The organism is Streptomyces sp. NPDC037126 (assembly GCF_055605965.1).
The window spans coordinates 178,973-191,303 of sequence record NZ_JBVJTD010000003.1 but is presented as its reverse complement, the minus strand read 5'-3'; the positions used below and the strand labels follow the sequence as shown (position 1 = coordinate 191,303).

Below are 12,331 nucleotides of genomic sequence, written 5' to 3'. Positions count from 1 at the left end.
GCCCAACCGGAGGGGGAGCAATGGCTATCAAGTTGGTGTCCGTTTCGCCTGCGCAGGACGAGCTGATCGACAAGGCCATAGCCCTGGGTGATCGCTACACGAAGACGCTGGGGCTTCTGACGCCTCCTGCTTACCGGAAGGCAGCGGAGGATGGCGGCCTTCTGGCCGCGGTTGAAGCGGACGAGGTGCTCGGCTATGCGCTGTTCGGACTGCCGAAGAGGAGCGCGCGTATTCGGCTCGCACACCTGTGTGTGGCGGAGGAACAGCGCGGCCGGGGAATCGCCCGCCGGCTGGTGGAGGGCATCAAAGAGCGGTACCCGCAACGACTCGGGATCAAGGCCAAGTGCCGACGGGACTACAACCTGAGCGGGATGTGGCAGAGTCTGGGCTTCGTCCCGGATGGCGAGGTCCGAGGGCGGGGCCGTGACGGCGAGATCCTGGATGGATGGTGGTTGGACCTCGGCCATCCGGACCTGTTCACGGAGATGGAGAGCGACGCGCTTCTGGTGGTGACGGTCGACCATGGAGTGTTGGCCGATCTGCGCGGCCTCGCTGACACGGCTGGCGCGGAGGAATCCCGCGCACTGGAAGCCGGATGGATGGCGGATCTCGTCGAGCTCGCCTACACACCCCAGCTGGTTCATCAGATCCGGGACCTCGCAGATACGGCAGAGCGTCAGCACCAGCGGGCGGCTCTGACCGGCCTGCGCAAGCTGTCCCCCGACTCGGCAGCTGTGGACGAGCGAACCCGTGAACTGCTCGTGGCCGCCACGCAGGCCATCCCCAGTCTGACCGTCGGCGCTGAGCTTCGGCTCTGCCTGCGGTACGTGGCCGAGACCTCATGTGCCGGTCTGCAAGTCCTGGCGACCCGCGATCCGCTGTTGTCCCGCCTGGCTGACGTGGCCTGGGAGGTCGCCCGGGTCCGGGTCGTCTCGCCTTCCACCGTGACGCTGCACGTGGATGAGTTGCGGCAGGCCCAGGTGTATCGCCCGGCCGATCTGATGGGGACGGAGTTCCGGTCCGGCGAGGTGGCACCAGGCGCAGAGGGCGAACTGGTCGCCTTCTTCCACCAGGCGGGTGGCGACGACGGCTCGGCCTTCGCCGAGCGCCTGCGGTCGCTGAACGGGGGTGCGGTCGCCTGGCGCCGCGAACTGCTCAGGGATGGTCAGGGCCACCCGGTTGCCCTCTACGCATGGGCGCTGGATGGGCGAACGCTGGTTGTCCCCGTCCTTCGTACGGCCAGCCACCCACTGGAAGAGACTCTGGCCCGGCAGCTCCTCTTCCTGATCAAGCGGCTTGGCCGGGACTGCGGTGCAGAGATCATCCGCATCAGCGATCCGCATCCCTCCGCGGCCGCCAAGTCCGCGGCAGGCGACGACGGGTTCTTCGAGCATGACGGCAGGCTTGTCGCCCTCCTCGTGAATGTGTGCGGGACGGCTGCCGAGGTGGAGGCTGTGGCTGGCGGACTGGCCCGCGAGCTGACCGTGGAGACGACCGCGCTCCGCGCCGACATGCCCGCCGAGGTGGCCGCCGTGGTGGAGCGGGCGTGGTGGCCGGCGAAGGTCATCGACTCGGAGCTGCCGTCCTTCCTGGTGCCCATCAAGCCGCGCTGGTCAACCGAGCTGTTCAACGTCCCGGCCATGCTCATTCCTCGGAGTGACGCCCTGGGCATCAGCAGGGAGCACGTCTACTACCGTTCCTCGGGCCGTCGTGGGGAGAGCGTCCCGGCTCGCCTGCTCTGGTACGTCAGCGAGGGCAGCTCCCCGGGCGAAGGCCAAATGGTGGTGGGCAGTTCGCGACTCGACGAGGTGCTCATCGACACGCCCGACACCCTCTTCTCGAAATTCGAACACCTGGGCGTATATGGTCGGGCTGAGGTTCAAGCAGCTGCTGACACCTCCGGCCACGCCATGGCACTGAGGTTCTCGGACACCGAGATCTTCCCGAAGCCGGTGACGCTGCGGCGATTGACCTCGCTGGCCAGGGAGCGGGGACTACCGTGGTCGCCGAGTTCGCTGATCTCGCTGTCCAAGATCAGCGAGGAGCTGTTCCAGGCGATCTACCAAGAGGGGCACCGAACGACGTGAACGATCCGGAACGCGCGATGCTGCTGTCCGTCCACCCGCGCTTCGCCACCGCGATTTTGGCCGGCAGCAAGACGGTGGAGGTCCGCCGCCAACGCGTCGCTGCGCCACCCGGAACCCCGGTTCTGCTGTACGCGACCGCGCCCACCATGGCTGTGGTGGGCATGGCGCGCATCGCTTCAGTCCATGTCGCCTCCCCAAAGGAGGTGTGGTCCGCCCACAGCACCCAGACGGGAATCACTCGGCGTGAGTACGACGCCTACATGAGTGGCGCGACTCAGGCGAGCGGCCTCACGCTGGAGGATCCCGTCTCCTTCGGCGAGCCGGTGACGCTCAGCGCGCTGCGCTCCGCGGGGGCTTTCCACCCTCCACAGAGCTACCGCTACATGAAGGGCGAAGAGCTTCGGCAGGTAGCCGTGGCAGGACCTGTCGTAGGCACCGCCCTTCGTGAAGCGTTGGGAGACCTGGTGCCTGCCTAAGGCAAAGGTCGAAGCCCTGGGTTGCCGCGTCCTACGTGATCAGTCGAAGAACAACGTGGCCCATGGGAGCCCAGCGGCAACGCCGCCGTGGTGCGAACATGCACCTCGTCGGCCGATGGAGCTGGACGGCCACCCGTCGCTGCAGTGAGCGGGTGAGGGCATTTCTACCCGGCTGACCTCGGTAGGGGCCTGATCTATGCGGGTGGCCTCGGCGATGAAGTCGCTGTCGAAGCACTCCTGATGGTCGAGAACGAAGCGTGCAGCCTGACCAGCCAGGTCGCGCTTCTTGGCGTACGCCGTTGCTATGTCCAGCTCGGTGGCTGATGTGGTGTCGAGGTTTCCGAGATCGTCGGGGAGCTTGGTCCCGAGCTGCAGGATGCTGATGTTCGGGTCGCCGGCGAACACCAAAGGAATCCGTACGGCGCGAGCCTTGTCGCTCAGCGCAAGGGCCTCGGTTCGGTGTGGCCGGCACATGGACTCGTGCTGATCGTCCTTCCAGGCATCCCAGACACCGACGCCAAGGCCAACAAACACGGCCAGGGTGACGAGCGAGAGCACGACTCTGATCGTCCGTTGTTCTCGTTCTGCCTGCTGCCTCGCCGTTTCGGTCCGAGCTTTTGCCTCCTCGGCGGCAGCTTCACGCTCAGCTCGGGTGGCGTGGTGCCGACAGCCTCGGCCGATCTCCTGGGGGAGCTTGCAGGGCGTCCCTTTCTTCGTGGGACGCCCACAACGCGATGACGTTCGGCGTCTTCGAGAACGGTCGTACCTCGTGGGCATGGCGCGCATTGTGAACCACCCGCTCATGCTGCCGCTGCGAAACGACCGAAGTGCAGTCCGGATGGTCGACAGCTGCGTGCCAGCCCGCAAGCCGCCCTTTGCGTAAGCGACTTCACCATCATTTGCACAACTTGTGGCGCGGATCATGCGAAATACGTCTCGCTATTCGAGACTAACCAGGGCGGGGGCGGCCAGAGAGGCGTCCAGGAACCCCTGAAATGACCGCTCAGCCTCGACTTAGGGCACGCAGAGGGCACGCCACCCTCAAATTGGACTAGACAACAAACAAACCCCAGGCCAATGACCTGGGGTTTCTACTGGAGCGGGTGACGAGAATCGAACTCGCGCTCTCAGCTTGGGAAGCTGATGTTCTACCATTAAACTACACCCGCGTGACTACGGACGATCGGCCTGGTGGGGCCGGTGCCCGACGCTCGCTCACTGTACCTCATCGCGGACCCCCGGTGCTCACGGCCCGGGGGTTTCGTCGTGTCCGGGAGGGGGATCCGGGTGTGGGCGACCGGAGTTGGGGCGTACCGTGGAGGGGTGGAAGAGGCTCCGGGTGGGGCCGGAGTGCCGCCTGGAGAGTCGTCTCTTTGATCCCGTAATGTGGCTTTCGCCGTCGGGCCGGGAAGCCCGACGAGGGTCTTGGGGAAGGGACTTGAGGGACTTGATGGAACGCACCGTCGTCCGCTGTGCGGATGGACACGTCTTCAGCGCCGCTTCGTTCCCGATGCAGCAGGCCGACCGGCTCGGCCCCGGCCGGCTCATGAGGTGTCCCCGGTGCGCCCGGCTCCGCAGTGTGGTGCCGGTCGCCCTGGAGACGATGAAGCAGGGATGAAGCAGGGACAGGGAGCCGCGGCGGCGAAACCCGCCGTAGTCGCGCGGTAACACCAGGCGCGCGGAGCCGTCACGATTGTCTGGGCTCCGCGCGCCTTGCGTATCCTCGCTACGTGCTTCTCTCAGACAAGGACATCCGGGCCGAGATCGACGCCGGGCGGGTACGGATCGATCCCTACGACGAATCAATGGTGCAGCCGTCGAGCATCGACGTGCGGCTGGACCGGTACTTCCGGGTGTTCGAGAACCACCGCTACCCGCACATCGACCCCTCGGTCGAGCAGCCGGACCTGACGCGGCTGGTCGAGCCGGAGGGCGACGAGCCGTTCATCCTGCACCCCGGCGAGTTCGTGCTCGCCTCCACGTACGAGGTCATCTCGCTGCCCGACGATCTCGCCTCGCGCCTCGAGGGCAAGAGCTCGCTCGGCCGGCTCGGGCTGGTCACGCACTCCACCGCCGGGTTCATCGACCCCGGCTTCAGCGGACACGTCACCCTGGAGCTGTCGAACCTGGCGACGCTCCCCATCAAGCTCTGGCCCGGCATGAAGATCGGGCAGCTGTGCATGTTCCGGCTCTCCTCGCCCGCCGAGTTCCCCTACGGCAGCGAGCGCTACGGCTCCCGGTACCAGGGCCAGCGCGGGCCGACGGCCTCGCGGTCCTACGTGAATTTCCATCGGACCCAGGTGTGAGGGCGGTCGCGGCATGAGTGACGTGCGGGAGAATCTGACGTACGAGCGGTTCGGGACCGCCGTCCGCGAGTTGGCGCAGACGATCGCCGACGACGGCTACGAGCCCGACATCGTGCTCAGCATCGCCCGCGGCGGCGTGTTCGTCGCCGGCGGGCTCGCCTACGCCCTCGACTGCAAGAACATCCACCTGGTGAACGTCGAGTTCTACACGGGCGTGGGGACCACCCTGGAGATGCCGGTCATGCTGGCGCCGGTGCCCAACGTCATCGACTTCTCCGACAAGAAGGTGCTCATCACCGACGACGTCGCGGACACGGGCAAGACGCTGAAGCTGGTCCGCGACTTCTGCCTGGACACCGTCGCCGAGGTGCGCTCCGCGGTGATCTACGAGAAGTCCCACTCGCTCGTGAAGTGCGAGTACGTCTGGAAGCGGACGGACGACTGGATCAACTTCCCGTGGAGCGTCCTGTCGCCCGTGGTGAAGCGGTCCGGGCAGGTGCTCGACGCCTAGGCCGTCAAGGACGTGCGAAGGGCCCCCGGCGGCACGCCGGGGGCCCTTCGTGTGTCGTGGCGCGGGCTCTAGAACGTGCCCAGCTTCACGATCGACAGCAGGGCGATCAGCTGGATCGCGGAGGCGCCCAGGGCCTTCGGCCAGGGCAGGTCGTGGGAGCGGGAGACCATCAGGGTCATCAGGGCGCCCGCGCCGATCCAGGTGGCCCAGCCGAGCAGCTGGACGAAGCCGGCGTCGCCGCCCGCGAACATCGCGAAGACCAGGCGCGGCGCGTCCGTGAGGGCCGTGATCAGCATGGAGAGGCCCACCGTGGGCTGCCAGGCGCCGTCGCCGCCGAGCTGGCGGGCCAGGGTGTGGGTGACCACGCCCAGGATGAACAGGCCCAGCACCATCACGACCGCGGTGATCAGCACGATCGGGACCGCGTTGGACAGCGTGGCGTCGATCGCCTCCTTGCGGGCGCCGTCGAAGCCGAAGACCGCGAGCAGGCCGTAGAGGAAGGTGACGATCAGGGCGGGGGCCCACATGGTGTAGTCACGCATCCGCAGGAAGGTCTGGTCGGGGGAGAGGACGATCCCCCTCAGCAGTTCCTTCCAGTGCAGCGGCGGGCCGAGCGGAGCGGCGGGCGCGGCGGAGCCGGCCTGGTAGGTCGAGCCCTGGGTGTAGCCGGCGGCCTCGTCGACCGAGAAGGCCTGGGTGTGGCCCGGATTGTTGGCCGCATAGGGGTCCGGCGCGCCGCCCCGGCCCGGGTGACCGCGGTCGTCGAAGTACTCCGGGCCGTCGTCGGGCCGGCCCGGGTAGCCGTTCGGCTGCCCCTGCTGCGGGTACGGCCGCCGGGTCGCCGACGGGTAGCCGTACGACGGCCCCGAGGGCTGCCCGTACGAGGGGCCCGCGGGCTGTCCGTACGGCTGCCTCTGCTGCCCGTACGACGGTTCCTGCCGTCCGTCCGACGGCCGCTGGCGGCCGTACGACGGTCCCTGCGGCGCCTGCTGTCCCTGGGGGGTGCGGTTGTCGCGGCCCCCACGTCCGATCCTGAATCCAGCCACGTCATCGAACGTACCTGGTCCCGCGAAGTGACGTGCCGGGCCCGGCGGTCCGGGCCCGGCTTTGCGGCCGACCTGTGACATCCCCTAAGGGACCGTCAGGGTGCGGACCCGGGAAGGACACGGGTCCTGCCCCGGGATTCCTCAGGGGTGTGGTGCCTCGCGGGTCAGTCGGCGAAGAGGGCGCCGAACTGGGGGGTGCCGGTCGTCGAGACGCCCACGTTGGACGGGCCGAAGGAGCGCGAGCCGCTGGTGGTGATCTTCGTGCCGTTGGACGGCAGGTACGTGATGCCGCCGTTGCCGCTGTTCTCGTACGAGCCCACGACCAGGTCGGCCCGGCCGTCGCCGGTGACGTCGTCGAGCTTGACGTCGGCGCCGAACAGGTCGCTCTTCTCGTCGTTGCCGGGGACGCCCGCGGTGCTCTGGGCGAAGGACTGGGCGCCGGAAGCGGTGTTCACGCCGGACGCGGAGCCGTACAGCACGGTGACCATGCCGGTGTTCGTGACACCGGCGATGTCCTCGTCGGGGCTGCTGACGACGAGGTCCTGGTAGCCGTCGCCGTTGATGTCGCCGAGGTCGAGGTCCCAGCCGAAGCCGTCGCCCTTCTCGGAGGTGCCGGGCACGCCGCCGGTGTTCTGGCTGATGCCGGTCGTCGAGGCCGGGCCGGACGCCGAGCCGTAGGTGACGTTGACCCGGCCGCCGTCGGAGGAGTCCGGGACGGGGGTGCCGTCGGAGGTGGTGGAGTCCCAGCCGGCGCCGCTGACGATGTCGCCGTAGCCGTCGCCGTTGATGTCGCCGATCGCGGTGATGATGCCGGGCTTGAGGGCCTTGGCGGTCGAGCCGCTCAGGCCGGCGGCGCTGCCCGGCAGCCAGTAGTTGGTGTTCCAGCCGTACTGGGTCTTCGTCTCGTAGCCGTCGACCACCAGGTCGGTGCGGCCGTCGCCGTTGACGTCCCCGGCGGTCAGGCTCATCGGCCCGTAGGGGTCGTCGTTGGTGCCGGAGATGATGGGCGGCTTGACGGTGGTGCGGCTGCCCGGGGTGCCGGCGGTGCTGAAGCCGCCCTTGTAGAGGTAGAGGGTGCTGGAGGAGCTGCCGACGACCAGGTCGGCCTTGCCGTCGCCGTCGAAGTCGCCGGCGGCCAGGTCCTTGCCCCAGAAGTCGTGGGAGCTGGGGGCGGGGTCGGGGACGTCGGTCCCCTTGCCGGTCAGGCCGCTCTTGGACCCCCAGAGGATGGCGAGTCCGCCGCCGTTGGTGTCGCTGCCGACCTTCTCGTCCGGGGTGCCGACGGCGAGGTCGTCGTAGCCGTCGCCGTTGAAGTCGGCGTACGCCAGTTCGGCGCCGAAGAAGTCGCCGGCCTCCGCGGTGCCGGGGACGCCGGAGGTGTTCTGGCTGATGGTGGTGTGCCTGGCGGAGGTCACGCCGCTCGTCGTGCCGTACAGGACGACGACCTGGCCGGCGTTCGGCCGCTGACGTAGGCGCCGGCCGCGGAGGTGGCGACGTCGCCGATGCCGTCGCCGTTGAAGTCGGCCTTCGCGACCTTGGCGGAGTCGGCGGCCGTGGCGGGCGAGGCGGCGAACGTGAGGAGACCGCCCGTCAGCGCGGCCGCGGTGGCCGTCGCGAGGGCGAGCCGGGTGGGCATGTGCATGTGTTCTCCTGCGCCATGCGGGGGATGCCTGGCGGGCATCCGCAGAGGATGGGGTGCGGACCGTCCGTGTTCGTCGCGAGTTGTCCCGCGGTTCACCGAGCGGTCGGCGATCATGAGACCCACCGTGGTGCGTAAGGGTTGTACGTGATTTCGGTAAACATGGCGGGCTCGGTGCGTGCGGCACGGGGCCGCGGCGGCGGGAAGCGTGCGGCTGCCGCAGGATGGTGGCATGACCGTAGTGAAGATCAACGTGCTGACCGTCCCGGCTGAGCAGCGGGAGGTCCTGGAGAAGCGGTTCGCCTCGCGGGCCCACGCCGTGGAGAACTCCGACGGCTTCGAGTGGTTCGAGCTGCTGCGCCCCGTCGAGGGCACCGACACCTACCTCGTGTACACGCGCTGGCGTGACGAGGAGTCCTTCCAGGCCTGGATGGAGGGGCCGATGAAGTCCGCGCACCAGGGCGGCGGCGAGGGCGCCGAGCGCCCGAAGCCGGCCGCCTCCGGCTCCACCCTGTGGTCCTTCGAGGTGGTCCAGCAGGCGGGCCCGAAGGGCGCTTAGCGGCCGGACGGCGCCCCCGGGGACACCCCCCAGAGATACGCCCCGGGGACACGCCCCCGCCGGGAACACGACGGCGCCCCCTGCCTGTGCGGGTCAGGGGGCGCCGTCGGGTCTCGGAAGGGGCGTTACTTCACCGGCTCCGGTTCCGGCTCGGTCTCGGTCTCGGCCTCGCCGGCCGGGTCGACCGGGGTCTTCACCGAGTCGAGGAGCAGCTGGGCCACGTCCACGACCTGGACGGACTCCTTGGCCTTGCCCTCGTTCTTCTTGCCGTTGACCGAGTCGGTCAGCATGACCAGGCAGAACGGGCAGGCCGTCGAGACGATGTCGGGGTTGAGGGAGAGGGCCTCGTCGACGCGCTCGTTGTTGATGCGCTTGCCGATCCGCTCCTCCATCCACATCCGGGCGCCACCGGCACCGCAGCAGAAGCCGCGCTCCTTGTGGCGGTGCATCTCCTCGTTGCGCAGGCCCGGGACCTTGCCGATGATCTCGCGCGGGGGCGTGTAGATCTTGTTGTGGCGGCCCAGGTAGCAGGGGTCGTGGTAGGTGATGATGCCCTCGACCGGGGTGACCGGGACGAGCTTGCCCTCGTCCACCAGGTGCTGCAGCAGCTGGGTGTGGTGGATGACCTCGTAGTCGCCGCCGAGCTGCGGGTACTCGTTGCCGATCGTGTTGAGGCAGTGCGGGCAGGTGGCGACGATCTTCTTCGCCGACCTCGGCTTCCTCGACTCCGCGGTGACCTTGCCGTCGTCGTCCAGCTCCTCGCCGAACGCCGTGTTCAGGGCCATCACGTTCTCCATGCCGAGCTCCTGGAACAGGGGCTCGTTGCCCAGGCGGCGGGCGGAGTCACCGGTGCACTTCTCGTCGCCGCCCATGATCGCGAACTTCACGCCCGCGATGTGGAGCAGCTCGGCGAAGGCCTTGGTGGTCTTCTTGGCGCGGTCCTCCAGGGCGCCGGCGCAGCCGACCCAGTACAGGTACTCGACCTCGGTGAGGTCCTCGATGTCCTTGCCGACGACCGGGACCTCGAAGTCGACCTCCTTGGTCCACTCCAGGCGCTGCTTCTTGGCCAGGCCCCAGGGGTTGCCCTTCTTCTCCAGGTTCTTGAGCATCGTGCCCGCCTCGGAGGGGAAGGCGCTCTCGATCATGACCTGGTAGCGACGCATGTCGACGATGTGGTCGACGTGCTCGATGTCCACCGGGCACTGCTCGACGCAGGCGCCGCAGGTGGTGCAGGACCACAGGACGTCCGGGTCGATGACGCCGTTCTCCTCGGCGGTGCCGATCAGCGGGCGCTCGGCCTCGGCCAGGGCCGCGGCGGGAACGTCCTTCAGCTGCTCCTCGGAGGCCTTCTCCTCACCCTCCACGGTCTTGCCGCCACCCGCGAGCAGGTAGGGCGCCTTGGCGTGGGCGTTGTCGCGCAGCGACATGATCAGCAGCTTCGGGGAGAGCGGCTTGCCGGTGTTCCAGGCGGGGCACTGCGACTGGCAGCGGCCGCACTCGGTGCAGGTGGAGAAGTCCAGCAGGCCCTTCCAGGAGAACTGCTCGACCTGGGAGACGCCGAAGACGTCGTCCTCGCCCGGGTCCTCGAAGTTGATCGGCTCGCCGCCGGAGGTCATCGGGAGCAGGGCGCCGAGGGAGGTGCCGCCGTCCGCGTTGCGCTTGAACCAGATGTTCGGGAACGCGAGGAAGCGGTGCCAGGCCACACCCATGTCGGTCTTCAGGGCGACCGTGATCATCCAGATGAAGGAGGTGGCGATCTTCAGGCCGGCGAAGAAGTAGGTGAGGTTCTGGAGCGTGGACACGCTCATGCCCTTGAACCAGGCGACGACCGGGTACGAGACGAAGAACGACGCCTCGTAGCCGTCGACGTGGTGCTGGGCGCCCTCCAGAGCGTGCAGCGTGAAGATGCAGATGCCGACGATGAGGATGACGGCCTCGACGAAGTACGCCTGGCCGAAGTTGGAGCCGGCGAAGCGGGACTTGCGGCCCGGCCTGTTCGGCTTGCTCAGCTGGCGGATGACGATCAGGGCCAGGATGCCCAGCGTGGTCATCGTGCCGAGGAACTCGACGAAGACGTTGTACGGCGCCCAGTCGCCGATGACCGGCAGGATCCAGTCGGCCTTGAAGAGCTGCCCGATCGCGTTGACGATCGTGAGCAGCAGGGAGAAGAAGCCCACCGCCACGAACCAGTGCGCCACGCCGACGACGCCCCAGCGGTTCATCCTGGTGTGGCCGAGGAACTCCTTGGCCACGGTGATGGTGCGCTGCTTGGGGTCGTTGGTCCTGGTCCCGGCCGGTACCGGCTGGCCGAGGCGCATGAAGTGGTAGATCTGGAGGAGGGCGCGGCCGAACAGTGCCACGCCGACCACGATCAGGACCAGCGACACGATGATCGCGGCGAGTTGCATTGGGGCTCCTGAGGCGGCCTCGAGTTGACTGAGCGAAGGTAGCTGAGTGGATTGACCGTGCGAAATTACTAAGCGGTAACTTATCCAGTCCGTCTGAGACTACCCCCATCTTCCGCCGCGACGCAGCCGGTCGCGGGGTGATCTGGATCGCTGAGGGCCGCCTCCGCCATCATGCCGCAGGCAATCAGATCGTGTTATTCGTACCGAATTGCTACATTTGCCCCTACCTTAGATCCGTGCTATACGGGATCGCCGCGGCCACCGCCGCCCTGCTGCTCACCGCCGTGCTGGCGGCACTCCTGCGAGTGCCCGCCCGGCGGGCGGGAGTCGTCGACCGGCGCAGGCAGCGGCCCCTCCCGCTCCTCGGCGGCCTCGCCGTCGTGGTCGTCACCTGCCTGGTCGCGTGGACGGGTGAGTACACCCGCATCGCCCCTCTCGGTGACGGGGTCGGGAACCTGCTGGTCGCCGCCGCCGCGGTCGCCGCGCTTGGCCTGGTCGCCGACGTGTGGCGGCTGCGCACGCGCGTGCTCGTCGCCGGTACGGCCGTGGCGGCCGCCTGTGTGGTGCCGTACGACGTGACCGGTGTGCCGGGAGGCGTGCTGGCCGTCGGCTGGATCGTCCTCGCCACCGTCGCCTTCAAGGGGCTCGACCACGCCGACGGGCTGGCCGGCACGGTCGGGGTGGTCACCGCCTTCGGGGCGGGCGTCTGCGCCGCCGCCGAGGTGATGGACGGGCTCGCCGTGCTGCTGAGCGTGTTCGCCGCCGCCCTCACCGGCTTCCTGATGCACAACTGGCACCCCGCACGGATCGGGCTCGGCGCCTGCGGCTCGCTGTTCACGGGGTTCCTGCTGTCCTCCGCCGTGGTCTTCACGCGCGCGGGGTACGAACTCGGGCCGAGCGCGGCGGTGGTGTTCTGTCTCGGCGCGGTCGCGGCCGCCGACGCCGTCCTGGTGGTCCTCGCCCGGCTGCTGGCCCGGCGCCCGCTGCTCAGGCGCGGCCCCGACCACCTCGCGCACCGGCTGCGGCGGCTCGGGCTGACCCCACAGGGGTCCGTGGTGCTGCTGGGTGCCGGCTCCTTCGCCACGGTGCTCGTCGGGGTGCTGGTGCACACCGGCTGGACGGGTGAGGAAGGGGCGCTGTGGGTCGCCGGAGGGGTGCTGCTCGCCGTGCTCGTACTCCTTCGCATCCCTGTCCAGCAACCTCGCCGCACGGCATCGACGCAGGTCAGAGGGCAGTTGCGTGTAAGGAACGGATAAGACTTGAGCCTTGTCGACTCAGGTCTGTTGACCCCAGCGATCC

Annotated in this window: 9 protein-coding genes, 1 tRNA gene and 1 pseudogene; 6 read left to right on the top strand and 5 right to left on the bottom strand. The window is 68.5% G+C overall.

All coding sequences use genetic code 11. The annotated features are described in order from the left end of the window. The first annotated feature begins 20 nt into the window (after positions 1-20). Together ACZ7FF_RS09505 and ACZ7FF_RS09500 are read left to right on the top strand one after the other, a co-directional pair. Entirely contained in the window at positions 21-2,087 is a 2,067-nt protein-coding gene (locus ACZ7FF_RS09505; RefSeq protein ID WP_470810839.1) for a GNAT family N-acetyltransferase, read from the top strand. Beyond that, positions 2,084-2,563 (top strand): ASCH domain-containing protein, encoded by a 480-nt coding sequence (locus tag ACZ7FF_RS09500; RefSeq protein ID WP_470810838.1) that lies wholly within the window; start codon positions 2,084-2,086, stop codon positions 2,561-2,563. Before ACZ7FF_RS09505 ends, ACZ7FF_RS09500 begins: the two co-directional genes overlap by 4 nt. A 39-nt stretch (positions 2,564-2,602) precedes the next feature. On the opposite strand, the gene ACZ7FF_RS09495 is transcribed toward ACZ7FF_RS09500, so the two are convergent. Both ACZ7FF_RS09495 and ACZ7FF_RS09490 read right to left on the bottom strand, forming a co-directional pair. Beyond that, entirely contained in the window at positions 2,603-3,121 is a 519-nt protein-coding gene (locus ACZ7FF_RS09495) for a hypothetical protein (RefSeq protein ID WP_470810836.1), read from the bottom strand. 537 nt (positions 3,122-3,658) lie between these two features. Continuing rightward, positions 3,659-3,732, bottom strand: a tRNA-Gly gene (locus ACZ7FF_RS09490). Between the two features lie 561 nt (positions 3,733-4,293). On the opposite strand from ACZ7FF_RS09490, the gene dcd reads away from it, so the two are divergent. Continuing rightward, positions 4,294-4,869: a dCTP deaminase gene (dcd, locus tag ACZ7FF_RS09485; protein ID WP_362111351.1), complete on the top strand. Its 576-nt coding sequence runs from the start codon at positions 4,294-4,296 to the stop codon at positions 4,867-4,869. Between the two features lie 13 nt (positions 4,870-4,882). Further along, positions 4,883-5,380, top strand: a complete 498-nt coding sequence (locus ACZ7FF_RS09480; protein ID WP_470810835.1) for a phosphoribosyltransferase — start codon at positions 4,883-4,885, stop codon at positions 5,378-5,380. 68 nt (positions 5,381-5,448) lie between these two features. Here the strand turns inward: ACZ7FF_RS09480 and ACZ7FF_RS09475 are convergent, their stop codons facing one another. Beyond that, complete coding sequence (locus tag ACZ7FF_RS09475; RefSeq protein WP_470810833.1) at positions 5,449-6,507, bottom strand: Yip1 family protein; 1,059 nt, start codon at positions 6,505-6,507, stop codon at positions 5,449-5,451. An 83-nt stretch (positions 6,508-6,590) separates the two neighbouring features. Beyond that, positions 6,591-8,068 (bottom strand): annotated as a pseudogene (locus ACZ7FF_RS09470) (FG-GAP and VCBS repeat-containing protein). 229 nt (positions 8,069-8,297) lie between these two features. On the opposite strand from ACZ7FF_RS09470, the gene ACZ7FF_RS09465 reads away from it, so the two are divergent. Further along, entirely contained in the window at positions 8,298-8,624 is a 327-nt protein-coding gene (locus ACZ7FF_RS09465) for an antibiotic biosynthesis monooxygenase family protein (RefSeq protein ID WP_470810832.1), read from the top strand. A gap of 125 nt (positions 8,625-8,749) precedes the next feature. On the opposite strand, the gene ACZ7FF_RS09460 is transcribed toward ACZ7FF_RS09465, so the two are convergent. Beyond that, positions 8,750-11,032, bottom strand: coding sequence for a (Fe-S)-binding protein (locus tag ACZ7FF_RS09460; RefSeq protein ID WP_470810831.1), 2,283 nt, complete (start codon positions 11,030-11,032; stop codon positions 8,750-8,752). A 236-nt stretch (positions 11,033-11,268) separates the two neighbouring features. Between ACZ7FF_RS09460 and ACZ7FF_RS09455 the strand changes: the two genes are divergently transcribed. After that, on the top strand, positions 11,269-12,288 hold the full coding sequence (locus tag ACZ7FF_RS09455; protein ID WP_470810830.1) for an MraY family glycosyltransferase: 1,020 nt from the start codon (positions 11,269-11,271) through the stop codon (positions 12,286-12,288). The last annotated feature ends 43 nt before the right edge of the window (positions 12,289-12,331 follow it).